This is a genomic window from Streptomyces sp. CBMA152 (genome assembly GCF_014596475.1).
Lineage (GTDB): Bacteria > Actinomycetota > Actinomycetes > Streptomycetales > Streptomycetaceae > Streptomyces.
The window spans coordinates 403,450-429,843 of the sequence record NZ_MECJ01000011.1 but is presented as its reverse complement, the minus strand read 5'-3'; the positions used below and the strand labels follow the sequence as shown (position 1 = coordinate 429,843).

General features: G+C 70.3%; 22 protein-coding genes. 14 read left to right on the top strand and 8 right to left on the bottom strand.

The features are described from left to right. Positions 1 to 51: 51 nt before the first annotated feature. Positions 52 to 1,224: a thioester domain-containing protein gene (locus tag BG418_RS11770; RefSeq protein ID WP_188273703.1), complete on the bottom strand. Its 1,173-nt coding sequence runs from the start codon at positions 1,222 to 1,224 to the stop codon at positions 52 to 54. A 213-nt stretch (positions 1,225 to 1,437) separates the two neighbouring features. Between BG418_RS11770 and BG418_RS11765 the strand changes: the two genes are divergently transcribed. Both BG418_RS11765 and BG418_RS11760 read left to right on the top strand, forming a co-directional pair. Next, positions 1,438 to 2,787 (top strand): glutamate-cysteine ligase family protein, encoded by a 1,350-nt coding sequence (locus tag BG418_RS11765; protein ID WP_188273702.1) that lies wholly within the window; start codon positions 1,438 to 1,440, stop codon positions 2,785 to 2,787. A 29-nt stretch (positions 2,788 to 2,816) separates the two neighbouring features. Further along, positions 2,817 to 3,599 (top strand): vWA domain-containing protein, encoded by a 783-nt coding sequence (locus BG418_RS11760; protein ID WP_317453615.1) that lies wholly within the window; start codon positions 2,817 to 2,819, stop codon positions 3,597 to 3,599. 21 nt (positions 3,600 to 3,620) lie between these two features. On the opposite strand, the gene BG418_RS11755 is transcribed toward BG418_RS11760, so the two are convergent. Beyond that, the gene (locus BG418_RS11755) at positions 3,621 to 4,328 is read right to left on the bottom strand and encodes an alpha/beta fold hydrolase (RefSeq protein WP_188273700.1); all 708 of its coding nucleotides are present in this window, start codon (positions 4,326 to 4,328) and stop codon (positions 3,621 to 3,623) included. 272 nt (positions 4,329 to 4,600) lie between these two features. Here BG418_RS11755 and BG418_RS11750 point away from each other — a divergent pair, with 272 nt between their 5' ends. Then, positions 4,601 to 6,697: a phosphocholine-specific phospholipase C gene (locus BG418_RS11750; RefSeq protein ID WP_317453619.1), complete on the top strand. Its 2,097-nt coding sequence runs from the start codon at positions 4,601 to 4,603 to the stop codon at positions 6,695 to 6,697. A 13-nt stretch (positions 6,698 to 6,710) separates the two neighbouring features. Here the strand turns inward: BG418_RS11750 and BG418_RS11745 are convergent, their stop codons facing one another. The 4 genes from BG418_RS11745 to BG418_RS11735 form a co-directional block, all read right to left on the bottom strand. Beyond that, the gene (locus BG418_RS11745) at positions 6,711 to 7,577 is read right to left on the bottom strand and encodes a methyltransferase domain-containing protein (protein WP_188273699.1); all 867 of its coding nucleotides are present in this window, start codon (positions 7,575 to 7,577) and stop codon (positions 6,711 to 6,713) included. A 19-nt stretch (positions 7,578 to 7,596) separates the two neighbouring features. After that, complete coding sequence (locus BG418_RS40505; RefSeq protein WP_262928571.1) at positions 7,597 to 7,722, bottom strand: hypothetical protein; 126 nt, start codon at positions 7,720 to 7,722, stop codon at positions 7,597 to 7,599. Positions 7,723 to 7,939: 217 nt separating this feature from the next. Further along, entirely contained in the window at positions 7,940 to 8,128 is a 189-nt protein-coding gene (locus BG418_RS11740; protein WP_188273698.1) for a DUF6381 family protein, read from the bottom strand. A gap of 98 nt (positions 8,129 to 8,226) precedes the next feature. Further along, on the bottom strand, positions 8,227 to 9,207 hold the full coding sequence (locus tag BG418_RS11735) for a serine protease (RefSeq protein ID WP_188273697.1): 981 nt from the start codon (positions 9,205 to 9,207) through the stop codon (positions 8,227 to 8,229). Between the two features lie 258 nt (positions 9,208 to 9,465). Here BG418_RS11735 and BG418_RS11730 point away from each other — a divergent pair, with 258 nt between their 5' ends. The 9 genes from BG418_RS11730 (at position 9,466) to BG418_RS11690 (ending at position 19,516) form a co-directional block, all read left to right on the top strand. Continuing rightward, on the top strand, positions 9,466 to 9,882 hold the full coding sequence (locus BG418_RS11730) for a hypothetical protein (protein ID WP_188273696.1): 417 nt from the start codon (positions 9,466 to 9,468) through the stop codon (positions 9,880 to 9,882). 419 nt (positions 9,883 to 10,301) lie between these two features. Continuing rightward, positions 10,302 to 11,525, top strand: coding sequence for an ATP-grasp domain-containing protein (locus BG418_RS11725; protein ID WP_188273695.1), 1,224 nt, complete (start codon positions 10,302 to 10,304; stop codon positions 11,523 to 11,525). 17 nt (positions 11,526 to 11,542) lie between these two features. Beyond that, positions 11,543 to 12,772, top strand: coding sequence for a lysine N(6)-hydroxylase/L-ornithine N(5)-oxygenase family protein (locus BG418_RS11720; protein ID WP_188273694.1), 1,230 nt, complete (start codon positions 11,543 to 11,545; stop codon positions 12,770 to 12,772). Continuing rightward, on the top strand, positions 12,769 to 13,143 hold the full coding sequence (locus BG418_RS11715) for a cupin domain-containing protein (protein WP_188273693.1): 375 nt from the start codon (positions 12,769 to 12,771) through the stop codon (positions 13,141 to 13,143). The genes BG418_RS11720 and BG418_RS11715 overlap by 4 nt, the downstream gene beginning before the upstream one ends. Next, positions 13,136 to 14,236 (top strand): FAD-dependent oxidoreductase, encoded by a 1,101-nt coding sequence (locus BG418_RS11710; RefSeq protein WP_188273692.1) that lies wholly within the window; start codon positions 13,136 to 13,138, stop codon positions 14,234 to 14,236. Before BG418_RS11715 ends, BG418_RS11710 begins: the two co-directional genes overlap by 8 nt. Continuing rightward, complete coding sequence (locus BG418_RS11705) at positions 14,233 to 15,867, top strand: class I tRNA ligase family protein (protein ID WP_188273691.1); 1,635 nt, start codon at positions 14,233 to 14,235, stop codon at positions 15,865 to 15,867. The genes BG418_RS11710 and BG418_RS11705 overlap by 4 nt, the downstream gene beginning before the upstream one ends. After that, a complete protein-coding gene (locus tag BG418_RS11700) occupies positions 15,864 to 17,117 on the top strand; it encodes an acetyl-CoA carboxylase biotin carboxylase subunit family protein (protein ID WP_188273690.1) in 1,254 nt (417 codons plus the stop codon). Before BG418_RS11705 ends, BG418_RS11700 begins: the two co-directional genes overlap by 4 nt. Beyond that, complete coding sequence (locus tag BG418_RS11695; RefSeq protein ID WP_188273689.1) at positions 17,110 to 18,393, top strand: MFS transporter; 1,284 nt, start codon at positions 17,110 to 17,112, stop codon at positions 18,391 to 18,393. Before BG418_RS11700 ends, BG418_RS11695 begins: the two co-directional genes overlap by 8 nt. Positions 18,394 to 18,457: 64 nt before the next feature. Further along, the gene (locus BG418_RS11690) at positions 18,458 to 19,516 is read left to right on the top strand and encodes a low specificity L-threonine aldolase (protein ID WP_188273688.1); all 1,059 of its coding nucleotides are present in this window, start codon (positions 18,458 to 18,460) and stop codon (positions 19,514 to 19,516) included. 49 nt (positions 19,517 to 19,565) lie between these two features. On the opposite strand, the gene BG418_RS11685 is transcribed toward BG418_RS11690, so the two are convergent. Further along, complete coding sequence (locus BG418_RS11685; protein ID WP_188273687.1) at positions 19,566 to 20,480, bottom strand: MBL fold metallo-hydrolase; 915 nt, start codon at positions 20,478 to 20,480, stop codon at positions 19,566 to 19,568. 101 nt (positions 20,481 to 20,581) lie between these two features. Between BG418_RS11685 and BG418_RS11680 the strand changes: the two genes are divergently transcribed. Continuing rightward, positions 20,582 to 21,499, top strand: a complete 918-nt coding sequence (locus tag BG418_RS11680) for an AraC family transcriptional regulator (protein ID WP_188273686.1) — start codon at positions 20,582 to 20,584, stop codon at positions 21,497 to 21,499. 7 nt (positions 21,500 to 21,506) lie between these two features. On the opposite strand, the gene BG418_RS11675 is transcribed toward BG418_RS11680, so the two are convergent. Then, positions 21,507 to 23,870, bottom strand: coding sequence for a family 20 glycosylhydrolase (locus tag BG418_RS11675; protein WP_188273685.1), 2,364 nt, complete (start codon positions 23,868 to 23,870; stop codon positions 21,507 to 21,509). Positions 23,871 to 24,100: 230 nt separating this feature from the next. On the opposite strand from BG418_RS11675, the gene BG418_RS11670 reads away from it, so the two are divergent. After that, on the top strand, positions 24,101 to 26,323 hold the full coding sequence (locus BG418_RS11670) for an RICIN domain-containing protein (RefSeq protein WP_188273684.1): 2,223 nt from the start codon (positions 24,101 to 24,103) through the stop codon (positions 26,321 to 26,323). Positions 26,324 to 26,394: the final 71 nt, after the last annotated feature.

The window sequence follows — 26,394 nt, the reverse complement described above, 5'->3', positions numbered from 1 at the left end:
GGGAGCCATACGGTGCGGGAGCGCGGAATGTTCAGCGCCCACCGATCCGTCTCACCGCAGCCGCAGTCGGCGCAGCACGAAGACCATGGCGCCCATCAGCACGAACACCGCCCCCCCGATGAGCGAGTTGGTCCTGGAGAGGGCGGTCTGCACGAGGTCGTCACGCGTGACGACCGAGCCGAGGTTCTGCCTCGGCGTGCTCTTGTCGGCGCCGGGTGCACGTGAGGCGCAGCCCGCTCCCGTGCAGCCGTTCGCCGCTCCGGCCGACGCGGACGGGCTCGGCGACGAGGTCGGGCCGGACGCCGACCAGAAGACGGTGGCCTGAGCCGAAGTGGCGGACTCGCTTGCCGCGGCGGCGATTTGGGCCTGGCTGCCCTCGCTGGTGAACACGCGGCCGACGAGACCCGATGCTGTCGTACGGAACGTCACCGCGCCGCTGCCGTCGGACGCGGCGGCGGGCACGTCGAAGAAGAGGGTGCTGCCGTCGCCGACATCGCCGCCGACCTGATGGCCCGCCGCGTCGACGACCGTGACGTTCTGGCCGGTCAGCTCACCGGAGGGGGTGACGGTGACCCGGCCGCCCGGGGTGGTGCGCACGACGACCGGGCCGAGCCGTGTTCCCGGCCTGCCGGACACCGAGGTGTTGTCGAGGGTGAGCGGATCGGAGGGCTCGTCGACACTCTGCGCCTGGTCCCGCAGCCAGTCCGCGAACCGGTCGGCCTGCGGGTCGGTCGCGTCGACGTCGACGTTGTTCGCGAGGCGCCAGATGGCCACCTGGGTGCCGGCGGCTGCTGCCGCCGCGCTGAGCGGGGACGACAGACCGGCCCGCCGGGCCAGCCCGGCGAGGTCGTCTACCTGCGGGAACGAGTTCTGCGCGATCCAGCGGATCCGGCCCGCGCCGGGGTTGCCGTTGAGCGGCGTCGCGCCGGTGGCGGACTCCCGGTAGCTCGCCCCGGACCGGGTCGAGTCGCGCAGATCGATCCCGTACGTCTCCAGGGTGCCGCCGCCGTCGGTGTCCATCAGCAGCAGCCCTGCGGGCACGACCGCGTTCCGGCCGCGCCCATGGATGACGGCCCGGTCGAAGGCTCCGCGCCGCAGCCCACGAAGGGTGGCCGTCACAGCCGACTGCTGACCCGTCGACGGATCGGCGGCGGCCGCCTCTGCCGGAGCACTCGCCGCCACGACCACGAACGCCAGGATCGCGACGGCTCGCCGGGCGGGCACCCACTTCCGTACCCGAGGTCGGCGGCGCCCGGCCGAGGCACGTTCTCCATCGAGGTGACTCATTCACCTCAGTACGCAAAACCGGGGCGGCACGCTCAACACCGGGACGGAAAACACCCAGTGGGGTGGACGGGCCGGTGTCCGGGACTGCCCTGTTGCTGGCCGACGCCGGGTCATTCACGCTGTGAGCGGACGACGAGCGGGAGGGCTGCTGTGCGCACCGACCAGCTGAAGCGTGACGAGCTCCGATCTCTGTTCGCCCGGCCGACGGACACCTCCGAAGGTGTCGGGCTGGAAGTGGAGAGCGGGCTCGTGGATCCTGATACCGGGCGAGCCGCCCCGTATCAGGGCAAGAACGGAGTCAAGGCCGTCCTGGAGGCCATGCTCGACGAATGGGACGGCGAACCCGAGCAGGACGCAGGTGAACTGACCGGCGTGGCACTGCCGGACGGCATACGGATCACACTGGAGCACGGCGGCCAGATCGAGTACTCGTCGGTCCCGGCCGCCAATGTCACCGGCGCGGTGGCCGACATGCGGGCGGCCATGGAGCGCCTGAGCGAACTCGCCGGGCGGTTCGGCTGGGCCCTGGTGCCCGGCTCGCGCTTCCCGTTCGACCGGGTCGACACCATTTCATGGGTGCCCATGACCCGGGGGAGGGTGATGCGCCGGCACTTCAGCCGTATCGGCTCGGTCGGCAGCTACGCACCCGAGATCCTGACCCTGGCCATGAGCACCCAGGTGCACCTCGACTACCTCTCCGACGAGGACTTCACCCGCAAGCTGCGGATGCAGGCGGCCGCGTCGCCGGTGGTCGCCGCGCTGATGGTCAACTCGCCTTTCCATGGTGGCCAGTTGAACGGACTGCTCTCGCAGCGGTCGCGGGACTGGCTGTGGGTGGATCCGCAGCGCTGCGGGCCGCTGCGGCCCGCGCTGTGCGGTGACGTGAGCGTCGACGACATCATCGACTGGGCCCTGGGCCTCCCGATGATCTACTACGTGGACGCGGAGGGGCGCTACCGGACGGCCCCGCAGCGGTCGTTCGCCACCATCATGGAGCAGGGCTTCGACGACGGACTCATGCCGACCTTCGACCACTGGGTCTCCCATCTGACGCAGGTGTGGACGCATGTACGGCCGCGCCGGACCCTGGAGCTGCGCGCGGCGGACGGCCCGTCGTACCGCAACATCCCGGCCGTGCCCGCGCTGTGGGTGGGACTCACCTACCACCCGCCGTCCCGGGAGGCGGCCTGGGAGCTCCTGAAGCAGTACACCGTGGCGGAGCATGCCGCGGCCACCGCCAGGCTGCCCGTCGAGGGGCTGCGCACCCTGCTCGGCAAGGACCGGATGGACGAACTCGCCCTGGAACTCGTCAAGTTGGCCAGGGCGGGGCTGCGGGCACGCGTGGACGCGGGCCTGGAGGCGCCCGAAGTACTGGACTTCCTCGATCCGCTGGACGAGGTGCTGCGTACGGGAAAGACTTTCGCCGAGCAGTGCGCCGAGCGCTGGGACGGGGACCTGCGACGCGATCCGCGCCGCTATGTCGACGCGTTCCGTGTCTGAGGGGGTCGGGGGCGTTGGCGGAGTCCGGTGTGCGTGACGGCTGTGGCGTCGACATCGTGCTGTGCATCGATGTGACGGGCAGCATGAGCCCGGTGCTGGAGAAGGTGAAGAAGGGGGCACTCTCCTTTCATCAGCGGCTGGAGTCGGTGATGGTCAAGCGGGGCATGGCCATGGGGCGGCTCCGGCTGCGGGTGATCGCCTTCCGTGACTTCGGTTCGGACGGCGACCGGTCCATCGAGCGCACCCCGTTCCTTGAACTCCCGCAACAGGTAAAGGAGTTCAAGGACTTCGTGAACGCTCTGAAGGCGACCGGCGGCGGTGACGCTCCCGAGTCGGGTCTGGAGGCCCTGGCCCTGGCCGTGCAGTCGCCGTGGTCACGGAAGGAGCGGGGCGGCGCCGAACGGCACATCGTCGTGATGTTCACCGACGCCGCGGCCCACCCGCTGGGGAAGCACACCCCCGGCTGGCAGAGGGCCCCGCTCGCCTCGCGCACACGGTCGTGGCTGGGCCGGCGCCGGGGCGAGCGCGACGCCGGACCGGCCTCGGGGCTGGTGCCCGTCCCCGGTTACGACGGTGACGTCTACCCGCGCAGCTTGGACGAGCTGCACGAGCAGTGGGGCCGCCCCGGCCACGACGGCGCCGTCATGGACCAGTCCGCCAAGCGTCTGCTCCTCTTCGCCCCCGAGGCCGAGCCGTGGCGCGACCTGGCCGAGACCTGGGACAAGACCTTGTTCGTCTCCTCCAGGGCGGGCACGGGCCTGGAGGCGATCGCGCTGGACGAGGTGATCAGCACGATCGCGCGGAGTCTGTGACCGGGTCTTTGCGGCCGCGGTTCATATGGCGGGAGCGGCCGCCGCCTCCAGAAGGATCGCGGTCAGCTCGCGCGGCTGGGAGAACATGGGCCAGTGCCCCGTGTCCAGCGTGACCAGCCGCCAGTGCTCGCTGGTCAGCAACTCGGCCACGTCGTCGGTCGGTTCGGCCCCGTCGAGCAGGCACTTCACATACGTCGTCGGAAGCTCGCCCAGCGGGCGGGTCAGCACCGCGGGCTCGGTCAGTGAGGCGCCCGGATGCGGCGTCGCACCATCCAGGATCCGGGCGATCTGCTTCTCGTCGAGACCGTGGCCCTCGAACTCGGCCGCGGGCAGCGGAGGCCAGAAGCCCCCGTTCTCGGCGATCGACGCCTCAAGGACCGCGCGCCACTCGGGCCAGCGGGAGACGAACGACTCGCCGTCGGTCGGGACGTTGGAGTCGACGAACACCACCCGGGCCAGCCTGTCGCCGATCCGCTCGGCGGCCTGACCGACGGGGATGCCCGAGTAGCTGTGCCCGACCAGGACGACATCGCGCAGATCGAGACGCTCGATCTCGTCGACGATGTCCTGGACATGCGTCTGCTGCCCGGCCGGCACGCCCTGCTTCTCGGCGACACCCGACAGCGTCACGGGATGCACGCCGTGCCCGGCCGCGCGCAGCCCCGGCAGCACGTCGTCCCATGCTTCGGACCCGAGCCAAGCGCCTGCCACAAGTACGAATTCAGTCATGGAAGGAAGCGTAGTAGCGGGGTCTGACAATGCCCCGGAACCGGCTGTGGCCGCACGGAGGATGAGTGGCAGCCGTGAGACTTCGGGCGGAACCGGACACCCCGTGGACCTCCGGCACGGGCATGTGGACGTTCACCGGCAATCCGGCGGCCGGTCTTCTCCTGGACATCGCATGTCAGTACCGTCACGGTCGTAGCACCTCACCACGTACGGCCCAGGAGGACCCCTTGACCACGGACATCGCAGACGGCACGGACGGCGCGGGCAGCGGCATTTCGCGGCGGCGCCTGTTCGCCCTCGGCGGCGGCGCGCTCGGGGCGGTCGCCGCCGGCTCGCTGCTCCCGCCGTCGCTCCAGGCCGCGATGGCCGCCGAACCGGCGTCCGGCGGGCTCCGGGCGGTCAAGCACGTCGTGATCCTGATGCAGGAGAACCGTTCGTTCGACCACTACTTCGGCACCCTGCGCGGAGTGCGTGGCTTCGGTGACCGCAACGCACTCCAACTGCCGGACGGCAAGCCGGTGTTCGAGCAGCCGGGGCCGCTGGGCACCACCGTGCTGCCTTTCCCCGTACGCGGCGCCGCAGCCACGCAGAAGAAGGACCTGCAGTACATAGGCGCCCTGGACCACTCCTGGAGCGGCGGCGCCAAGGCGTGGAACAGCGGCTGGATGGACAACTGGGTCTCCGCCAAGACCTCCGCCACCATGGCGTACTACGACCGCCAGGACATCCCCCTGCACTACGAGCTCGCCGACACCTTCACCGTCTGCGACGCCTACCACTCCTCCATCCACTCCTCGACGAGCCCCAACCGCAACCACCTCTGGAGCGGCAAGACGGGGTTCGAGGCCAACGGGAAGCGGGCCGTCGGCAACGACGCCTACGACGAGGGGACGCACGCCGGATACGGCTGGGGCACGTACGCCGAGCGGCTGGAGCAGGCCGGGCACAGCTGGAAGACGTACACGGAATGGGAGAACTTCACCGACAACCAGATCGAGTTCTTCACCACCTTCAAAGCCATCGCCCGCAAGGCCCTCGCCAAGACCGGCGGACACACGTACATGGAGTCCTTCTACTCCGTTGTACGCGGCACCACTGACAACGCCGAACGCGGGCGGCTACTCGGCCTCCTGGAGCAGGGTGTCGCCACGCTGACCAAGGCCGAGCGCAGCCTGTTCGAGCGGGGACTGCGACGCCTGCCGACCGGCACGCTCGCCGAGTCCTTCGCGAAGGACGTGGCGGCCGGGACCCTCCCGGAGGTCTCCTACCTGGTGCCCTCCGCGCTCGACTCGGAGCACCCCAGCGTCTCGTCGCCGGTGCACAGCGCCACGATCGTCTACAAGGTCCTGGACGCGCTCGGCCGCAACCCGGACGTCTGGCGGCACACGGTCGTCCTGCTCAACTACGACGAGAACGACGGCTTCTTCGACCACGTCCCGCCGCCGGTGGCCCCGCCCGAGGTCGCCGAGGAGCAGTGGGGCGGCAAGCCGACGGGCCTCGGCGCGCGCGTACCGATGCTCGTGATCTCGCCGTGGAGCGTCGGCGGCTACGTCTGCTCCGAGGTCTTCGACCACACCTCGGTGATCCGCTTCCTGGAGAAGTGGACGGGGGTGCACGAGCCCAACATCAGCCAGTGGCGGCGCACCGTCACCGGCGATCTGACCTCGGCGTTCGACTTCTCCCGCACCCGGCGCCGCCCCCAGGTCGCGCACCCGGGCCCCATCCCGCCGATGAGCGACCGCTGGCGCCCGCTGCCCCCGGCCGTGCAGCACATGCCCGTCCAGGAGGAGGGCACGCGTCCCGCCCGTGCGCTGCCGTACCAGCCCGACGCCCACGCGCGCGTGGCGGGCGGCAGCCTGAAGGTGGAGCTGGCCAACACGGGCCGCGCGAGCGCGCACTTCGCGCTGTACCCCTACGCCAAGGAGTTCGCAGCGCCCCAGCACAAGGACGTCCGGGGCAAAGGTGAGTGGAGCGTGCCGCTGGCCCAACTCGCGGACGCCGCTTACCACTTCACCGTCACCGGCCCCAACGGCTTCCGGCGGGAGTTCCAGGGCACCGCGACGCCGACCGGGCCGGAGGTGACCTCGCATGTGGACTCCGACCACCGCGACCTCCACCTCACCCTGCGCAACACCGGCACCACCACGGTGACCTTCTCGGTCCGCCCCCTCGGCTACGCCGACGAGTCCGACCTGCGCGACTGGACCCGTACGATCACCGTCAAGCCGGGCCGCACGCGGACGATCGCGCACTCGGCCGCGGACGCGCACGGCTGGTACGACCTGGAGATCACCGCCGACCGTTCCGGCGGCTTCCGGCGTCGCCTGATGGGCCACATCGAGAACGGGCGGGCCAGCGTCTCGGGTTGAGCCTTCGGCCTCGTCACTCGCGCGGCGCCCAGATCCGCTGGGTGCCGTCGCGGACGGTGACGCGGTAGTCGGTCCAGGTGGGCCAGCCCAGCTCGGCGTACGGTCGGCGGGGGCGCTGGGCGCGGGTCTTCATGAAGGAGACGCCTGTGACGAGGTGGCCTTCGGCGCCACCCTTCCCGTCGGCGACGAGGCGTAACAGCGCCTCGTGGCCGAAGGGGGTGTCCAGCGGCGTAAGGATGGTGCCGCCCGCGGTCGTCTGGTCGAGCCATGCCTGGGGGACGCGGCGGACCGCGACGGTGGACAGGACGCGGTCGTACGGGGCGCGCGCGGCCCATCCCAGCTCGCCGTCGCCCGTGACCACCAGCGGCCGCACGCCCAGTTCATCGAGCTTGTGGTCGGCGTGGTCGGCGAGTTCGGGGCTGATCTCCACGGTGACGACCTGGTCGGCGCGGACCCGGCGGGACAGCAGCGCCGCGCTGTAGCCGGTGCCGGTGCCTATCTCCAGGACCGTGTCCGGTTCCTGCGGGTCGAGGTGGTGGAGCATGTCGACCACGACGGCCGCGCACGAGATGGAGCTGGTGAAGTCGGCGCGGTCGGTGGGTCCGTCCTCGGGGCGTACGGCACCGTCGGCGATCTGCGTGATGAGGGGCGTCCGGGGGTCGTAGACGGCCTGCAGCCATGGGTCGGGGGCGGCGGTACGGTCGAGGACGGGAAAGAGACCGGCGTCGTCCTGGACCGGCCACCAGACCACATCGGGGACGAAGTGTTCCCGTGGGACGGACAGAAACGCCTCGTACAGCCATGGGTGGTCATGGAAGTGCCCGACCTTCCGGGCCGCTATCTTCGCCGCGCACCGGGCGCGCAGTGTGGCCGCGTCCATCACAGCCCCCGGAGTGGCCCTAGTCCTCGTCGTCGGGCGTGTCGTCGCCGGTGTCGTCGTGGTCGTCGGGCACGGGATTGCCCGGGTCTCCGGGGCTGGAGTAGTCGCCGCCCACTTCGCCGTTGCCGTCCCGCCTGTGGCCCATCTCGGCTCCCCCTCATGGGTGTTGGACGGGACTCAGTGTGCGCGTCGGCGGGAGCTGATCGCCAGGGGGCGGCCGGTGCCCACGCGCGCGTGAGGCGCGCTCGGACGGCTCGTCGGCCATGGCCTCGAACGCGCCGGTGTCCTCGCGCGCGTGACGCGCGCGAGGACACGAAGCCGACCGCAGCCGGACACCCCCGGCTGCGGTCGCGTACCGCCGTTTACATGGGGTCGATGTTCTCGGGCCCCGTGCCGCTCTCCCGCTGGCTCTGCTGCTCGATGCGGCGGGCCTTCTCCTGGAGGCGCTTGCGCTGCTCCGGGTCGGTGGCACGTTCCGCCGCGTCGCTGAGCTGCTGCGCCTTCTCGCGCATCTGCTGAGCTCGTTCGCGGGATTCTCCTGCAACGCTCATGATCACTCCTCGGATCTGGGGGAGAGCGGGCATTGCCAGCGAATCAGCCGGGGAGTACGGCCGCATCTCGAACCCTCACTCGCCGTGACCGCCGCTGCTCACGTGGCCGGGCCAGCCGGCGGCGCCCCGGTGATCGCGTCGCGGTACAGGTCGCGGGTCGCGTCGCCGAAGTAGGCGCTGTACGAGATCTGCGGGGTGTTGCCGCCCGTGTGATAGCCGCCGATGACCCCGATCACGCCCCAGCCGTCGAAGGTCGGCACCAGCATCGGCCCGCCGCTGGTCCCGCCCACGAAGGCGTCGCAGGCGATACGCGGGAAGGTGCCCGGCTCGGCCGGGTCGTCACTGGCCCATTTGGTGGTCCAGCTCCAGCATTCGAGCGGCTTCTGCGCCCCTCCCGGGTAACCGATCATGCGTACGGGGGCGTGGAAGTATCCGGTGTCCGTCAGCAGCTTCACTCCGCCGACCGCGTCCTGGAGGCGGGTCCCGTCCTGGTTGGGCTCGGTGACGGCGAACCCGAAGTCGTACTCCGCGCCCGCGTGCTCGCCCAGGTCGTAGTACTCCTGCGAGACGTAGATGCCGTCGCTCTTGATCGGGAAGATGCCGAACGGCTTGAGCCCGTCGTGGTACTGCGGCACGAAGGCCAGATGGCGCTTGGGGGAGGTGCCGGAGTAGCCCTTCAGGCAGTGTCCGGCGCTGAGCACCAGGTCGTGACCGGGGCTGCGCACCACCGAGCCGCTACAGGTGCGTCCCGTGTTGGTGGCGTCGGTCCAGAAGAACGTGCCCGCCTGGGGCATGCCGTCGAAGCTGTGGCTGGGCGGGATGTATTCGCCGGGCCGGGGCCCGTCCACCGTGGGGGTGACGGCCCGGGTGGATTGCCCGGCCACGGCGCCCTTGCCGGCGTCGTCGGGCAGTGCGGCCGCCATGCGGGCCGCGGTCCAGTACGCGTCGAGCTGCACCGCGACCGGGTCCGGCCCGGCCGTGACGCCGTGGGCGGAGGCGGCCGGGGCGAGCCCGGCGGAGAGCAGGAGAGCCGCCGCGGCCACGGCGGCGTGCCGGATGAATCTGGTCCTACGCACCATCAGTTCCCCTCTGGGCGGACGCACATGACGGTTCACCATAGGGCGCGAGTGAGGCGGCAAGTAGCGCCAGGAGTGGCCAGAGTGCTGCGTCGCGGTAACCGGGTGACGACGCGAGGGTCGGTGGCTGTTGCAGGACAGTGACAATTGCGCCTACAACGCATTCGTGTGATGGATCGTCTTTTCAGGTGAGAAGGGCGTCAAGGGCGAATACCGTGCCATGGCGGCCAATTGAGAACTGTGCTTTGGAAAGGGACATCCATGACCATCACCAAGCGCCACTCCCTCCGTATCGCCGCCGTCGGTGTCATCAGCGCAGCCTCCGTCGCCCTGGCGGGCACCGCCGCGATGGCGGCCGCCCCGGCCGCCCCCACCGCGTCCGTCGCGCAGAAGGCCCCCGCCGTCAAGGCCACCATCAGTGCGAAGCCGTCGGTGACCTCGGTCAAGGCGTGGCAGCTGTTCCGGGTCACCGGCACGACGACCGGCCTCAAGGCGGGCACCAAGGTGACCCTGCAGCAGAAGCAGGGCGCCAAGTGGGTCACCCTGCCCGCCTCCGTGCCCGTCGCGCACAACGGTGCCTACTCGCTGGGCGTCAAGCTCGGCCTGAAGGGCAAGAACAACCTGCGCATCGTCAGCAGCAGCACCGCCTCGCCCGTCTTCGACGTCACCGTGCGCTGACCGACCTGTCTCTCCGGGTCAACCCACCCCACTGTGCTCCGGCGCCGACAGAACAGGCGCCGGAGCACAGTCATGTTCAGGCCGTTCAGCCGGAGAGCGGGGTCACTCCGCGCATGCCGCACGACCCACCCCGCACCCCCACCCACCGTATGAAATCGCCCAAAAACAGACCGCACACGGGAAGTTGTGTGGCATACATCGCGTGGCGCGCACATTCTTCCCGTTAGCCATTGACCGAGATCAAGCCTCCCGGATAGAAAGATCAAGGCGAGTCACACCAGCGGCTCCGATGCCCGTCCTGCCGGGGAAACAACCGGTTCTCCGGGCCTGTTCAGCCCACAAGGCCGGCCCGACTCACCTCTGACCCGAGAGATTTCGCCTTGCCACGCATAGATTCACTCCGTCCCGCGCGCGTCGTCGTGGTCGAACCCGCTTCCTCCGGAGGTGCGACCCTCATCGGCGTCGCCGCCGAGATGGGGCTGCGGGTCGTCGTCGCCTCCGCCGACTCCGGTGACCGTCGGCTCTCCGACGCCGTGCGTGGCGCGGCGGAGTCGGTCCTCACGGTGGAGACCAACGACCAGTCCGCGCTGGAAGCCGCCGTGCTCGCACTGCACGAGCGGGAGCCGTTCGAGGCCGTGCTGCCGGGCTCCGACATCTATGTGTCGGCCACCGCGCGCGTCGCCGCGGCCCTCGGCCTGCCGGGTCTGCCCGTGGAGAGCGTCGACCGGGTCCGGGACAAGAGCGTCATGCGGGCCGCCGTGGCCGAAGCCGGGCTGCGTACACCCCGGTTCGCGCAGGCCACCACCGACGACGAACTCCGTACGGCCGCCGAGCACGTCGGGTTTCCCTGTGTGATGAAGCCGGTGGCCTGTTCCGGCAGCATCCACGTCAGCCGGGCCGACGACATGGAACAGCTCGCCGCCGCCTTCCACCGGCTGGTCACCGACCCCGTCCCGGACATGGGTCAGTTGCACGAGCACCGCGTGCTCGTCGAGGAGTACGTCCAGGGGCCCGAGTTCAGCGCCGACGGTTACGTCCTGGACAGCGGCGAGGTGAAGGTCGTCGCCCTCACCCGGACGCTGCTCGGCCCCGAGCCCGACTTCATGGAGATGGGTCACCTCACCCCGGCCCTGGTCGACGACGAGACCCTGGCGGCCGTCGAGGCGTATGTGGGCGATGTCGTCCGCGCCGTCGGCGTCACCGGTGGCCCGTTCCACTGCGAGCTGCGGATCGCCGCCGACGGGCCGGTCCTCATCGAGATCGGCGCCCGGCTGCCCGGCGACCGGATCGTGGAACTGCTGCGCCTGGTCACCGGTGTGAGCCTGCCCAAGGTGGCCATCGCCGCAGGTCTCGGCATCGGCTTCGAGGAGGCCGGGGTCTTCACCGAGCCCGAGGCCAAGAGCGCCGGTATCCGGTTCTTCGCCGCCGAGGGCCGCTCCTCGTACCGCGAACTGACCGGCTGGCAGGAGATGGCGGCGCTGCCCGAGGTCACCGAGACCTCGGTGTACTTCGCGCCCGGCGAGACCATTCCCGGCGTCGAGGACTGCCGCTCGCGTCTGGGTCACGCCCTGTTCACGGCGGACTCGCCGCAGGGTGCGCTCGACCGCTGGCAGGCTCTGGGCGACCTCGTCGTCCCCAACTGACCCTCGGGGACCGGACCATGAACGAACACATACTTGACTACGCCGCCGTCGGCGTCGGGCCCGCGAACATGAGCCTGGCCGCCCTCGCGCACTCGGTCGAGGGCCTGCGGGGCGCCCATCTGGAGCGTCGGGAGACCTTCTCCTGGCACCCCGGTCTGCTGCTGCCCGAGGCCACCCTCCAGGTCTCGCTGCTCAAGGACCTGGTGACCCTCGTCGATCCCACCAGCCCGTTCTCCTTCCTGTCGTTCCTGGCGACCGAGGGACGCCTCTACCGGTTCCTCGCGGCGGATTTCCCGGCCGTGCTGCGCACGGAGTTCAACCAGTACCTCAAGTGGGTCGCCGACCGGCTGCCCAGCCTGACGTTCGGCGCGGACGTGCAGAGCGTGGACTTCCGCGAGGGTGCCTTTCAAGTCCGTACGGGAGACAGCGAGGTGACGGCTCGTCATCTCGTCCTCGGTACGGGTCTGACCCCCTCCATCCCCGAGACGTTCCGCCCGTTCCTCGGGCCCTCGGTGTTCCACTCCGGGGAGTTCCTGCTGCGGGCACCCGACGTGACCGGCAAGCGGGTCGTCGTGGTCGGCGGGGGACAGAGCGGGGCGGAGATCGTGCGCCACCTCGCCACCGACGCCGCCCCGGAGAGCGTCACCTGGGCCAGCCGGCGCACCTCGTTCCAGCCGATGGACGACTCGCCGTTCGCCAACGACCTCTACTCCCCGGAGTATGTCCGCCACTTCCACGCGCTGCCCGCCGAGCGCAAGGCCCGCCTCCTGGAGCGGCAGAAGTACACCAGCGACGGCATCGACCTCCAAGTCCTCCAGGACATCTACCGGTTGAGCTACCGCGACGAGTACCTGGAGAACAACCCCGGCCGACTGCGGTTCCTGCCGGACTGCGCGGTCACCGCCCTGGAGGGCGGCCCGGACGAATTCAAACTGCACACGGAGTCCTCCGGCCTCGACGCGCCTGCCATGCTCGCCGCGGACATCGTCATCCTGTGCACCGGATACGCCTATGAGCTGCCCGACTTCATGGCGACCCTGGCACCCCGGCTGCGGCGCACCGACGGGCTGCTCTCCGTCCGCGACGACTTCTCCCTCGACTGGGACGGGCCGGACGGGAACCGCATCTACATCCAGAACGGTGCCCGGCACGCCTGGGGTGTCGCCGACCCCAATCTGAGCCTGCTGGCGTGGCGCAGCGCGGTCATCCTCAACAGCATGCTCGGCGAGACGAGGTACCAGGTATGACGGACCGTCAGCAGCAGGCCGACGCCCCTGTGTCCACGGCCGCCGTGCCCTTCCTGCCCACCGACGTCGAGCCGGACGGAGTCACCGTCGCCGAGGCGGACTTCGCCCGCTCGTGCTTCCCCTCCGTACCGTTCAAGATGGCCCGCTTCACGGTGCCGCCCGGCGGCACCAGCTCGCCCGACCAGCACGATGTGCAGGAGATCTGGGTGCTGCACGCCGGATCCGGCACGCTGGTGGTGGACGGCGAGCGGTCGGTCGTCGGCCCCGGCTCGGTGGTCGGCTGGCCGTCGCAGGTGGTGCACGAGGTCTTCGCCGACCGGGGCGAGGAACTGGTCATCTTCTCCTTCTGGTGGTCGGCCCCCGATGCCTGACACCACCAGCGGTGCCCACTACGACCTGGCCGTCGTCGGAGCGGGCGTGGTGGGCGCCCTCACCGCGTACTACGCCGTACGCCAGGACCCCGCGCGGCGCGTCCTCGTGATCACCCACGCGGCGCGCGGGACGGGCGCCACCCGCCTGTCCGCCGGGTTCGACACGCCCACGGGGCACAACCCCGCCCAACGTGAGCTGGCAGCCCGCAGCACCGTACTGTTCGACAAGCTCGCCGCCGAGCTGACGGATCTGCCGGACGCGGGACGCCAACAGGTCGGTGTCCACTGGCTGTTGGGGCGCGACAACCAAGCGGCGCTCGACGCGACGATGGCCGACGGCGGCACGACCTTCCCGGTGGAGCCGCAGCAGCGGCGCATGCTGGAGGAGACGTTCCCCGGGCTCGCCCACGCCGACGACGAGGTGCTGCTCGCCTCCGCCCCCATGACGGCCGGGCAGCCCCAACTGCTCGCGGACCACCTGCTCGACGAGGTGTTGAGCAACCCCGAAAACACCCTGCTCGAAGGGTTCCGGGTCGCCTCTATCGGCCGTACGAGCGGGCACATCGAGCTGGTCGCCACCGACGGCAGCCGGGTCACGGCGGACAAGGCGGTCGTCGCACCCGGCCCCTGGGCCCTCGACGGCCCGGTGGCGGATGCCGCCCGCGAGCGGGGTTCCCGGGTGAAGAAGGTGGTGGCGTTCCACATCATGGCGCCGCCCCCGCCGCACGCCCCCGCGCTGATCTTCGAGGACGCCGACGCGTTCCTGCTGCCCCACCACCCGGGCGGCCACTGGATCTTCAGCATCACCTCGCCCGACTGGGACCGGGGCCCCGACAAACCGCTGGCCATCGACGCCCGCGACCGGGAAGTGGCCGTCGCCCTGCTGGAGCGGCACGTACCGGGATTCGTCCCGCACCTGCTCGGCGGCCGAGTCCTCGGCGACTGCTTCACCCCCGGCCACCTGCCCGTCGTCGACACCGTCGGCGACGACGACGTGGTGATGGCGATCGGCGGCTCGGGCTCCGGCTACCGACTCGCCCCGGCCATGGCCGAGGACGCACTTGACCTGCTCTACGGGAGAACGCGGATATGAGCCTGCTGCTGACGGGGGACGCGCGCGTCCCCCAGCACTACCTCCTGGTGCCGCCCGAGGCCACCCCCAACGGCCCGCTGCACCTGGGCCACATCGGCGGCCCCTTCCTGTGGTCGGACATGATCGCGCGGCATCTGCGCGTACGCGGCGACCTGCCGCTGGTGATCACCGGCAGCGATGTGTACGAGTCGTACGTGACGCTCAAGGCGCACGCCGAGGACTCGACGCCCACCGAGGTCGCCGCCCGCTACGGCCGCCGCATCCAGGACGACCTGGCCGCCCTGCGCATCGGTGTCGACGCCTTCATCAGCCCCGACCAGGAGCCGTGGCGCGACCTGTTCGAGCAGGAGGTCGTCACCTCCATCGCGCGACTGAAGGACCGGGGCGCGGTGCTGACCCGCACCGAGCGCGTGCCGTACTGTGAGGCGTCGGACCGCTGGGTCGTGGGCGGCTGGCTCCAGGGGCGCTGCCCCGACTGCGGTGCGGGCGTGGCCAGTTACTTCTGCGAGGAGTGCAGCGCGCACTTCCTGCCCGAGTCGGTCGTCGAACCGCGCCCGCTGCTCGACGAGGGCCCGCTGACCTGGCGGGAGATCTCCAGCCTGTTCCTGCGGGTGCCCGAGAGGGATGTCCTCGACGCCACCCTCGCGGAGCTTGAGATCGCCGACCGCTATCGGGAGACGGTGGCGCGGTTCCTGGAGCGCGACGGTCTGACCGTACGGCTCAGCGCCCCGCAGAAGTGGGGCCTGCCGCTGCCCGCCCCCGAGGCGGACGTCCCGCACGCCCTCTTCCCGTACGCCGGGATCTTCATGTTCGCGCGGCTCGCCGGAGCCGTCCACGGACAGCTCTCCGGCACCGGGGTGAACGCCTTCGACCCCGGGTCCGGTGTCACCACCATCACCACGCTGGGCATCGACAACGTGATCCCCACGCTGGTCTCGATCGTCGGCACCAGCCTGCTGCACGGCGACATGAAGCCGTACGACCGGTGTCTGATCAACCACTTCTACCAACTGGCCGGCCGTAAGTTCTCCACCAGCGCCCGGCACGCCATCTGGGCCGCCGACGTCGCCGCCTCGCCCGCCATCGCGGTGGACGCCGTACGGTACTTCCTCGCCGGGGCCGACCTGGAGTCCGCACCCGCGAGCTTCGAGACGGCGGACTTCCTGACCACGGCCAACGCCACGCTCGCCGACGACCTCGGCAAGCGCATCGCCGCCGCCTGGGGCAGGCTTCCCGACGGCCCGCCCCACGCGCCCGCCACGGCCACCGTCGAACTCCTCGAAGCCCTGCTCGCCGAGCAGTCCGAGGCCCTGGACGCCACCCGGGTCTCCACCCGCCGCGCGGTCGCGGCCCTGGACCGCTGGTGCGCCGACGACGCGGTGGCGCACGCGGCCGAGGACGGCGCGTACTGGTGGCTCAAGGGCCTGTCCCTGCTCGCGTTCCCGGTGATGCCGGACCTCGCCGAGCAGATCTGGCAGGCGCTCGGCGGCACCGGCGAGCCGCGAGCGGCCGCCTTCCTCGCCCCTGCTCCGGCCGACCGGACGCTGCCCGCCCCCGGCTTCACCCGCGTGAGCGCCGCCGACCTCGACGCCTGCCTGCCCGACACCCTGCGACCGGGAGCGGACGCGTGAGCGACGAGACCCTTCCCCTGTGCGGCAACGAGCCGCTTCCGTTGTACGTCGTCCTCAACCGCTCCGGCGACGAGTTCGGCGAGTACCACCGCTTCCTCGACGGCACCCCCTGCCGGATGGTGTATCTCACCACTCCCGGCGGGCTGCCCGCGCTCGACAAGGAGAGCGCCCTGGAGATCCGGGTGCTCGACAGCCTCGCCTACGACGACGTGCTGCCGGTGCTGCGCGAGATCGCGGTCTGGCACGGCATCCCGGACGCCGTGTTCGGCCAGTCCGAGTACGACATCTTCACGGCCGCCCGCCTCTCGGCGGAGCTCGGCGTCGCGGGCGGCTACGGGCTCGATCTCGTACGCCGGTTCAAGGACAAGCCCGCCATGAAGAGCGTCGTCGGCGAGGCCGGTATACGTGTACCCCGCTTCCGCCACCTCGACGACGCGCCGAGCGCCGAGACGGTGGCCGAGGAGCTGGGCGGTCTGCCGCTGGTCCTCAAGCCCCGCGCCGCCGCGGGCTCCGAGGGCGTCACCGTCGTCGGCACGATGGAGGCGCTGCGCGAGGCACTGGACGGCATCGACTCCGCCGCGTACGAATGCGAGGAGTACGTGGAAGGAGAGATCTTCCACGTCGACGGCGTCTACCGCGCAGGCGCCCTCCACTTCGTCAGTGCCTCCCAGTACGTCAACACCTGCCTCGACTACGCCCACGGCCTGCCGCTGGGCTCGGTCCTCCTCGACGAGGGGCCCGAGCGCGACGAACTCACCGCCTTCGCCGACGGCTGTCTGCGGGCCCTCGGGCTTCTCGACGGCGCCTTCCACCTGGAGGCGATCCGCCGCCCGGGCGGCGAGCTGGTGTTCCTGGAGGTCGGACTGCGGCCCGGCGGTGCCCAGGTGCCGTTCGTGCACGTCGACCTCTACGGCATCGACCTGTTCGCCGAGGCGTTCCGCGCGGCGATCGGCCTGCCCCCGCTGTGGCGGGCCAACGGCACGGCACCGACCGGGGGAGGGTGGCTCATCTACCCCGCCCCGCGCGAACTGCCCAGCACGGTCACCCACCGCACCTCGCCCCGCGAGAGCGTCCCGGAGGTCTACCACGAGGAGCTGCCCGCGATCGGGCAGCGCATGACCGGCCCGGGCAGTTACGACGACGGCAGTGGCATCTTCCGCCTGCGGGGCGAGAGCGCCGCCGATGTCCGCCGGGCCGTGCTCGCGGTGATGAACGTGTACGGGCTGTGCACCGAGCCGTCGCATGGCTGACGCACGCCGCCTGGGCCCCGTGCTGCGCGGCTGGCTCCAGGAGACCCTTCCGGCCGCCGGGAACGCGCGCAGGCTGGGAGTGCTCACCCTGATCCAGTCGCTGGGGCTCGGGGTATTCCTCACCTCCAGCGCGGTGTTCTTCACGCAGACCATCGGCATCTCGGCCCAGCGTGTGGGCATGGCGCTGTCGGTGGCCGGGCTGTGCGGGCTGCTCTGCACCGTGCCGATCGGCCGCCTCGCCGACCGGCACGGCGCGGGCCGGGTGCTGACCGCCAACTTCCTGCTCGCCGCCGTCGGCTTCACCGCGTACTGCGCGGTCGACAGCTTCGCCGGGTTCCTGGCGGTCGCCTGTGGCATCGCCGTACTCGAAACCTCGGCGGGCGCCCTCCAGGCGTCGCTCACCGACGCGCTGGTGGGCGAGGAGGAGCGCGTCAGGGTCAGCGCGCAGATGCGCAGCCTCTTCAACCTGGGATTCCTGGGCGGCGCGGTACTGGCCGGAGCCGCCATCGCGGCCGACACCTCGACCGTGCTGTACGCCACCGTCCTGACCGACGCCGCGCTCCAACTCGTGTCCGTAGCCGTCCTGTTGACGATGCGTGGCACTCCGGTGAGTGCCACCGAGGAGCCACCGCAGAGCGAGGAAGCGGCAGGCGTCCTGCGCAGCTCCGCGCTGCGGGACGTGCGCTATGTCGCGATCGCATTGGTGTGCGGCGCCCTTGAGCTGTACCAACCGCTGCTCACCGTCGGTCTGCCACTGTGGATCGTCACCCGCACCGACGCGCCCGCACTGATGGTCTCGGGCCTGCTGATCCTCGACACCGTCCTGGTGCTGCTCTTCCAGGTCATGGTCAGCAAGGGCGCTCGGACCCCCGCCGGAGCAGCACGTATGCTGCGGTGGGCGGGCTGGTCGCTGGGGGCGTCCTGCCTGGTCTTCGCGCTGAGCGCGGGGCACGGCGGTCTCCTGGACAGTGCGGCCCTGCTGGGCGGCGCGCTGGTCCTGGTCCTGGGCGAGCTGTGTCAGGCGTCCGCGGGCTGGGGGCTCGCCTTCGGGCTCGCCCCGGCGGACCGGCAGGGGGAGTACCAGGCGGTGTTCTCCCTGGGGCGCGGACTCCAGCAGTTCGCCGGGCCGTGGCTGATGACCTCGCTGATCGTCGGCGCCGCGGCGACCGGGTGGGTGGTCCTCGCGGTGCTGTTCGCGCTGCTGGGCCTGGCCGGGCCGCCGCTGGTGCGGGGCCTTGAGAAGGCCCGCGCCCGGACCGAGCCCGTGGCGCTGTGAACCGGGCCCCGGCCCGTTTCCGGACCGCAATCGACACACCGTACGACCGAAACGAGTGAGCACGATGACCGTAGAGCGACGACACGACCCGGATGCCCGCGGCTTCGCCAGTGACAACTATGCGGGTGTGCACCCCGAGGTGCTGGCGGCGATCGCCCAGGCCAACGGCGGCCACCAGGTCAGCTACGGCGGGGACGTCTACACCGAGCGCCTCCAGGAAGTGATGCGCGGCCACTTCGGCCCCACCGCGCAGACGTTCCCGGTCTTCAACGGCACCGGCGCCAACGTGGTCGCCCTGTCGGCCATGCTCGACCGCTGGGAGGCCGTGGTGTGCGCCGAGACGGCCCACATCCACGTCGACGAGTGCGGCGCGCCGGAGAAGATGGCCGGCATCAAGCTCCTCACGGTGCCCGCCTGGGACGGCAAGCTGACCCCCGAGCTGATCGACCGTCAGGCCTGGGGCTTCGACGACGAGCACCGGGCCAAGCCCAAGGTCGTCTCCATCGCCCAATCCACCGAGGTCGGCACCTGCTACACCCCGGACGAGATCCGCGCGATCTGCGACCACGCCCACAGCCTCGGCATGCTCGTCTACCTGGACGGCGCTCGCCTCGCCAACGCCGCCGCCACCCTCGGTGTGTCCCTGCGCGAGATGACGACCGACGCCGGTGTCGACGTCCTCTCCTACGGCGGCACCAAGAACGGCCTGCTCTTCGGCGAGGCCGTCATCGTCCTCAACGAGGACGCGGTGCGCGGCATGGCCCACATACGCAAGGCGAGCATGCAGCTCGGCTCGAAGATGCGGTTCATGTCGGTGCAGTTCGAGGCCCTGCTCGGCACTGACCTCTGGCTGCGCTCGGCCGCGCGCTCCAACGAGATGACCCAGCGCCTGTACGAGGCGGTGCGCGATCTGCCGGGTCTGCAGATACCGCGCCCGGTGCAGGCCAACCAGATCTTCGCGATCCTGCCGCCCGCGGTCACCGAGCGCCTGCAGAAGCGCTTCCGCTTCTACACCTGGAACGAGCAGATCGGCGAGGTCCGCTGGATGACCTCGTACGACACCACCGAGGCCGACGTCGACGCCTTCGCGACGGCGATCGCCGAGGAGCTGGCGGCGGGCTGAGCCGCCCGCTGCTCGTGGCGGCGGCCGACGTCCCGGCCGCCGCTGAAGGTCACCGTCCGAGGCTGACCCCGGCCGGTCCGAGGGCGAACCGACTGCCGTCCCGCCGCACTTCGACGGCGCCCGCCCCGCCGAAGTGTGCGGGAACCACCAACTCCCGCTCGTCGGCGGCCCGTTCGAGGACCCGGCGACGGCTGGCCACCGCCTGGTCCGCGTCCATGCAGAAGCAGCTGTTGCAGGACGGTTCGAGGATCTGCACCGGGCTGTGCAGCACATCGCCCACGAACACCGCCCGATCGCTCCCGGACGCGAGCCGCAGCACGGACGAGCCGGGGGTGTGGCCGGGCGCGGACTCCAGGGTGAGGTGCTGGTCGATGCGGTACTCGCCGTCCCACAGCACGACCTGCCCGGCCCGGTGGACGGGCGCGATGCTGTCCTCGTACATCAGCCGGTCGTCCACCCGAAGGCCGCCCGCGTACGCGTTGTCCGGGCCGAAGTGGAAGTCGTCGGCGGCCGGAACGAGGTACTGGGCGTTGGGGAACGTCGGTGCCCAGTCGTCCCCGGCCCAGTGGGTGTTCCAGCCGATGTGATCGGCGTGCACATGGGTGTTGACCACGACGTCGACGTCCTGCGGGCGCACACCCGCCCGTGCGAGCCCGCCCAGGAAGTCGCCCTGCCAGTCATGGAACTGGGGCGAACCGGGACGCTCGCGGCCGTTGCCCACACCGGTGTCGACCACGACGGTCCGTCCGGCGCTGCGCAGCACCCAGGTCTGCAGGGTGACCGCGGCCCGGTCGGTCTCGGTCTCCCAGTGGTCCGGCGCCAGCCAGTCCTCGTTGGCCTTCCACACCTCGGCGTCGGACCCCGGGATGAAGTCACGGGCCGGCGTGAACGCCCCCTGCCACTCGACGACCCGGATGACTTCGACATCCCCCAGCATGACGCTCTGCACGTTCTCTTGGTTCATGTGAATGACCTTAGAAGGGACCGGATGACCCTCTCAATGCTCATCCAGGTCGTCTGAATACGCATCCGGCTCATATTCGCGTCGGGCGATACTCTGCACGAGTGGATGTGGTGAGTGACGCGATCTCGGCTGTACGCATCGGACAGCCCTCCTCCAACAGGGTGCGGGCGAGCGGGACATGGTGCACCCGCCTCACGTCGTACGACGGCGCCGGTTTCCATGTCGTCCTGGAAGGCGCCTGCTGGCTGCTGCCCGACAGCGGTGGCCCGCCGGTCACACTCGGGGCGGGGGACGTGGTGCTGCTGCCGCATGGCGCTGGCCATGTGATCGCCGATTCGCCCGTGGATGCCGCGGCAGTCGAGCGGGCGATACTGTTCGATCGATGGCTCGACGGTACTGACTCGGCACCGGCAGGCGGCGGTGACGTGCAGATGCTCTGCGGCAAATACCGCCTCGACCGCAACCGCGTCCACCCGCTGATGGCGGAGCTGCCCCAGGTCGTCCATCTGCCGAACCGCATCGGAGTCCACCCCGAACTCCGGTCCGCCATCGACCTGTTGGGAGGCGAGGTCGGCGCGGGGCGGCCCGGCGCGTGCATCGCCGTCCCCAGCCTGCTCGACCTCCTGCTCGTCTATATGATCCGGGCCTGGATGGAGGAGAGCACGACCGGAGCCTGGCCAGGTGTTCTGGGCGACCCAGTGGCGGCCGCCGCGCTGCGGGCGCTGCACTCGGACCCGGCCGCGCCCTGGACCAGCGACCGGCTTGCCGCCGAGGTGGGCGTCTCCCGCTCCACCCTGACCCGCCGGTTCACCACGCTGGTGGGCAGGGCTCCGATGGCCTATCTCACCTGGTGGCGTCTGACCCGCGCGGCCACCCTGCTCCGCGACACCCCGGACCCCCTGTCCACCATCGCCCACCACGTCGGCTACGGCACCCCGTACGCCCTCTCCCACGCCTTCAGCAGGGAGTTCGGCACGACGCCGGGCCGCTACCGCGAGGCAGCGGCCCGGCTGTCATGAGCGGGGGTCAGACGATCTGCCACTGCTGGAACGCCGAGCCGTTGGACGGCTGCTGGGTGACCAGGGAGCCGTCCGTTCCGGAGGCGGTGGTGAGTAGCAGTCCGCTCTTCTTGTCGGATACCGAATAGCCGCCATTGCCCAGGGCGGTGATCTGCCACCGCTGACTGTCGCCGCTGGTGCAGGTGGCCTGGACGACGGCCGCACCGGCCGAGGTGGAGCCGCCCGTGACGTCCGCGCACAGTTTGGAGGCGCCGTTGACCATGGTGTAGGTGCCGTCGGAGTTGAGGGTCAGCTGCCACTGCTGGTTGGGGCCGCCGTGCGGTGTCCAGGTGATCAACTGGGTGCCGGACGAGGTGGAGCTCGCCGGGTCGTCGAGCGCCTTTCCGCTCGCCGTGAGCGCCCTGGTGCCGCTCAACTGGCCCCCGTACACCTCGAATTCGTACAGCGAATAGCCGTAACTCGTGCCCCGCTGTGTGCCGTACACGCGGATGTAGCGTCCGGTGCCGGACAGGCCGGTGAGGTCCTGCACCCCGCCGGTGCCGCTGGTGGTGGAGTAGAGGGTGCGCCAGGTGCCGGCGTCGTCGGAGACCTGGATCTGGAACGACTTTCCGTACGCCGTCTCCCAGCGCAGCACCACACGCCCGATGCTCTGTGTGCTGCCGAGGTCGACCTGGAGCCACTGCGGGTCGCTGTAGGCGCTGGACCAGCGGGTGCCGGGGTCGCCGTCGGTGGCCAGGGCGGCCGGGAAGTTGGGCGTTTCGGTGCTGGAGGCGGTGGTCGGGCGGTTGCGGGCGAGGTTGCCTGGCTGGGAGAGTCCCGGCCAGGCGGGGTTGTGGCCGACGGCGGCCACGATCGGGGTGAAGGCGGCGTAGGTGCTCACCGGCTTCGGCGACCCCCAGGTCTGCTGGGCGAGGGCGCGCAGCGGATACATGATCCCCGAGGCGATCTGGTCCTCGGTCTCGGCGGAGGGGTTGTCGCACCACACATGGATCAGCGAACCGGGGTTCCTCGCAGGGTCGTTGACGGTGGTGCCGCCCTGGAAGAGGTCCGGGGTCCAGGTCTCGTACATCCACTTGGTGTCGGGTTTGGCGCCCCCGAGAACGTAGTAGGTGGGTGTCCAGGACTCATTGGCGACGATGTGCCCGGCGGCCGCCAACTGCTGAGGCATGAGCCCGTAGTTGTACCAGTACTCGACCACGATGTCGGCGTCGGGGCTGATGGTGCCGTCGCCGGACTTGATCCCGTCGTTCCACATCCGGGTGGTCTTGCCACCGGCCCGTACCAACGCGTTCGCCCAGTTCACATACCCGTAGTAGGTGTCCTTGGCGGTGGCGTTGGCGCCGTAGTGGGCGCGGGCGTAGCTCAGCAGCTGGGGGTACTGGCTGTAGTCGGTGACGTATTCGTCCGCGCCGATGTGCCAGTACGCGGCGGGGAACAGCGGCAGGTACTCGTTGATCAGGTCCTTGATCAGGGTGTACGAGCCGGGCAGCGAGAGGTCGATGAAGTCGGCGCTGGCACTGCCCGAGCTGTTCTTGAGCTTGAGCTCGGGGTGTGCGGCCAGGATCGCGTTCATATGGCCCGGGGTGTCGATCTCCGGGACCAGGGTGACGTGGTATTTCCGCCCGAGCGCGACGAGATCGGCGATGTCCTGCTTGGAGTAGTGGTCGGTGGAGACGATCTCCGGGTGGGTGGAGCTTTCGAGCCGGAAGCCGTATGTGTCCGAGAGATGGAAGTGGAAGTAGTTGAGCTTGAGGTAGGCCAGCTCCTGTATGTGCTGCTTGATCCAGGCCACGGTGAAGAACTTCCGCCCCTGGTCGATCATGAGCCCGCGCTCGGGCTTGGTCGGCCAGTCCACCGCCGTCCCGGCCGGTACCGAGGGCGATTGGTGCAGCAGCTGGAGGACGGTACGGGTTCCGTAGAAGACACCGGTGGCGGTTCCGCCCTGGATGGCGAGGATCTGACCGACCGTCATTCGATAGCCCTCGGCGGGCAAGCTGCTGTCACCGAGGGTCAGACCGATGTCGCCCGTGCTCGCGGTCCCCGTGGCGACGACCACGGTACGCCCGGTCAGCGCCGACAGATCGTCCGCCAACGTGCCTGCCTCACCGGCCAGTTGGGCGGAGTAGGCGGGATCGACGACGATCCGGCTGGTCGCGGTGAAGGTGTACGCACCGGATCCGGCCGTCCATTGCCGCAGCGCCGGAACGGTCTGCGGCGCCGACGCGGCGGCCGCGTGCGCGGGACCGGCGGCGACGGCGGGTGAGGAGAGGGTGGGCAGAGCGAGGGCGGCCACCGTGCAGACGGCGGCGATCAGCAATCTGAGCAGGCGCTTCGCATGGGGTGGTGCCGGGTGCGAGGGTGGACGCGGCATCGTGCCTCCAGCCAGGTCAGGGCCGCAGAGGATCGGCGCACAAGTGCAGCGCAGCGCCGCGTTCATGTCAAGAGATGACGGAAACGCCGCCGGAACGTGCACAAACGCGCAGCGGGGTAAGGCGGCCGACAAGAAAACCCAAGACGCCGTGACGAAAACACATGTACTCCGGCTCCTCGCGGGCGGTGGGATCGGGCAACGACCGCTCGGGGTGAACTCGGAGGACAACCATGGCTCTTCATCGCGTGAAAAGAGCGCTCGCGGCCACGGCCGCAGCGGTCTCGGTGATCGTCGCGGGCCTCGCGGCCCCGGCGTCGGCGACCGTGCCGAGCGCGACCTACACGATCTCGGTCGGCTCGGTCAGCCCCTACGCGTATCCCACCGACACACCCGCCTCCTCGTACATCGACAAGGACGGCACGTTCTACTTCCAGCAGTCCGCTGCGCTCTATGGCTCCACGGAGCCCCGGTACTGGGACTTCTACACCGGTACCACCTTCGACGACGCCAAGCGGTCGAGCGCGATCAGCGACGCGGTGAACCCCGCCAACTCCAGCGACCGCAACAACGACACGACCTGGCGCTGCAACAACAGCCCGACCGGCGTCGGCGCGACCTCGGCAGGCTCGGGCTCGGGCTACTCCCAGAAGAACTTCTGCGACCTGGTCGGGGTGTGGGTCGACCCGGACACGGGGGACTGGTACGGCCTGGTGCACAACGAGTTCACTCCCCAGCCGTTCGGCGACGGGCTGCACTACGACGCCATCGACTACGCGGTGTCGAAGAACCAGGGCAAGGTGTGGACCATCCTGGGCCACGCGATCACATCCCCGTACAGCACAGCCCGCAACGACTCGACGGCCTTCCCGAACCAGACGTACGACTACGGCGACGGCGACCAGCGGCTGTTCGTCGACCCGGCCTCGGGCTACTTCTACGTCTACTACGGCTCGCGGATCGTCCCCAAGGGCGGCGTCGGCGGCAGCACCGGCGGTCTGGCGCATGTCGCCCGCGCGCCGATCTCGTCGAAGATGGCGACCGGCTCCTGGTCGAAGTGGTACGACGGCTCGTGGTCGCAGCCCGGGGTCGGCGGCCTGGAGAGCAACATGGTGCCGGCGACGTCGGCCAATCCGACGGGATACACCCCGGTCGCCCACGACTACCACCCCGCGAACAGCGGAACCGTCGACCAGCAGGTCGCGGCGGGCCAACTCCCCGCCAAATCCGACCTGTTCATCATGAACATCGCCTTCGACGCCCACCTCGGCCTGTACATCGGCGAGCCCGAGGTCGTCTCCGGCACGGCGCCGCAGCGCTTCTACGTCACCGACGACCTCTCCACCCAGAAGTGGTCCCTGATCGGCGACTCGGGCAGCTACACCTCCGGCTCCTGGTACCGCTGGCTCGTCGACGGCGCGAACAGGACCAACTCGACGATCATCGGCAAGACGTTCCGCTCGTACTGCTCGATCGCCTGCGCCCACTCCGACGGTGAGTACGCCGACATCACCGTGGGATCCTCCGCGCCCGCCGCCCCGCCCGTGGACCCGAGCCGGACCTACCTCATCGGCAGCGGATCGGGCCGAGTCCTTGCCCAGGTCTCCGGCAGCACGGCGACCACATCGGTGCCGAGCGCGACCGGATCGACCTTGCAGACGTGGAGTTTCACGGGCAACGGCGACGGTTCGTACCGGATCACCAACACCGCCACCGGGCAGCTCCTCGGCGTCGACTCCGGCTCGACGGCCGCCCGTGCCTGGGCGACCGCACCGTCCGTCACCGCGCCGGGGTCGGGCGGCGCCACCATCGGACAGCAGTGGTTCATCGTGCCGAACGTGTCCGCCGCCGGTGTACGGAGCGGTACGTATCGGCTCGTCAACCGGTACAGCGGACTGGTTCTCGGTATGTCCTCGGAGGTGAGCCGGCTCGCCGAGACCACCCCGAACCGCAGCTGGACCAACACGACCGGCAACGCGGTTGGTGGATCGAGGACCGCCGCCGAGCAGACGATGACCTTCACTGCGTCTGGGACAAGCGGCGGCAACCTGAACGGCACGCACACCCTCTCCGTGTCCGGCAAGGCACTTGACGACCCCAACTGGTCGAAGTCGACCGGTGTTCAGCTGGACACCTGGTCGCTGAACGGCGGACAGAACCAGAACTGGAACTTCACCCAGCAGCCCGACGGCTCGTACACCCTCGTCAACGCGTACGCGAACCTGTGCGCCGACGACAACGGTGGCTTCACGGCACCCGGTACCTCCGTGATCCAGTGGACCTGCACCGGCGCCGACAACCAGCACTGGAAGGCGACGCGACTCGCCTCCGGCGCCTACACGATCGCCAATGTGCACAGCGGTCTGCTGCTGACGACGTCCTCGACTTCCGACGGGGGGCTGGTGACGCAGCAGGCCGACACGAATTCGGCGTTGCAGCACTGGACGATCAGTTGACGAGTCCGTAATAGCCAGCAGCGGCCTCGCGGGGGTGGCTCGGTCGGTTCCCGCTCAGGTGCAGGGCGCCC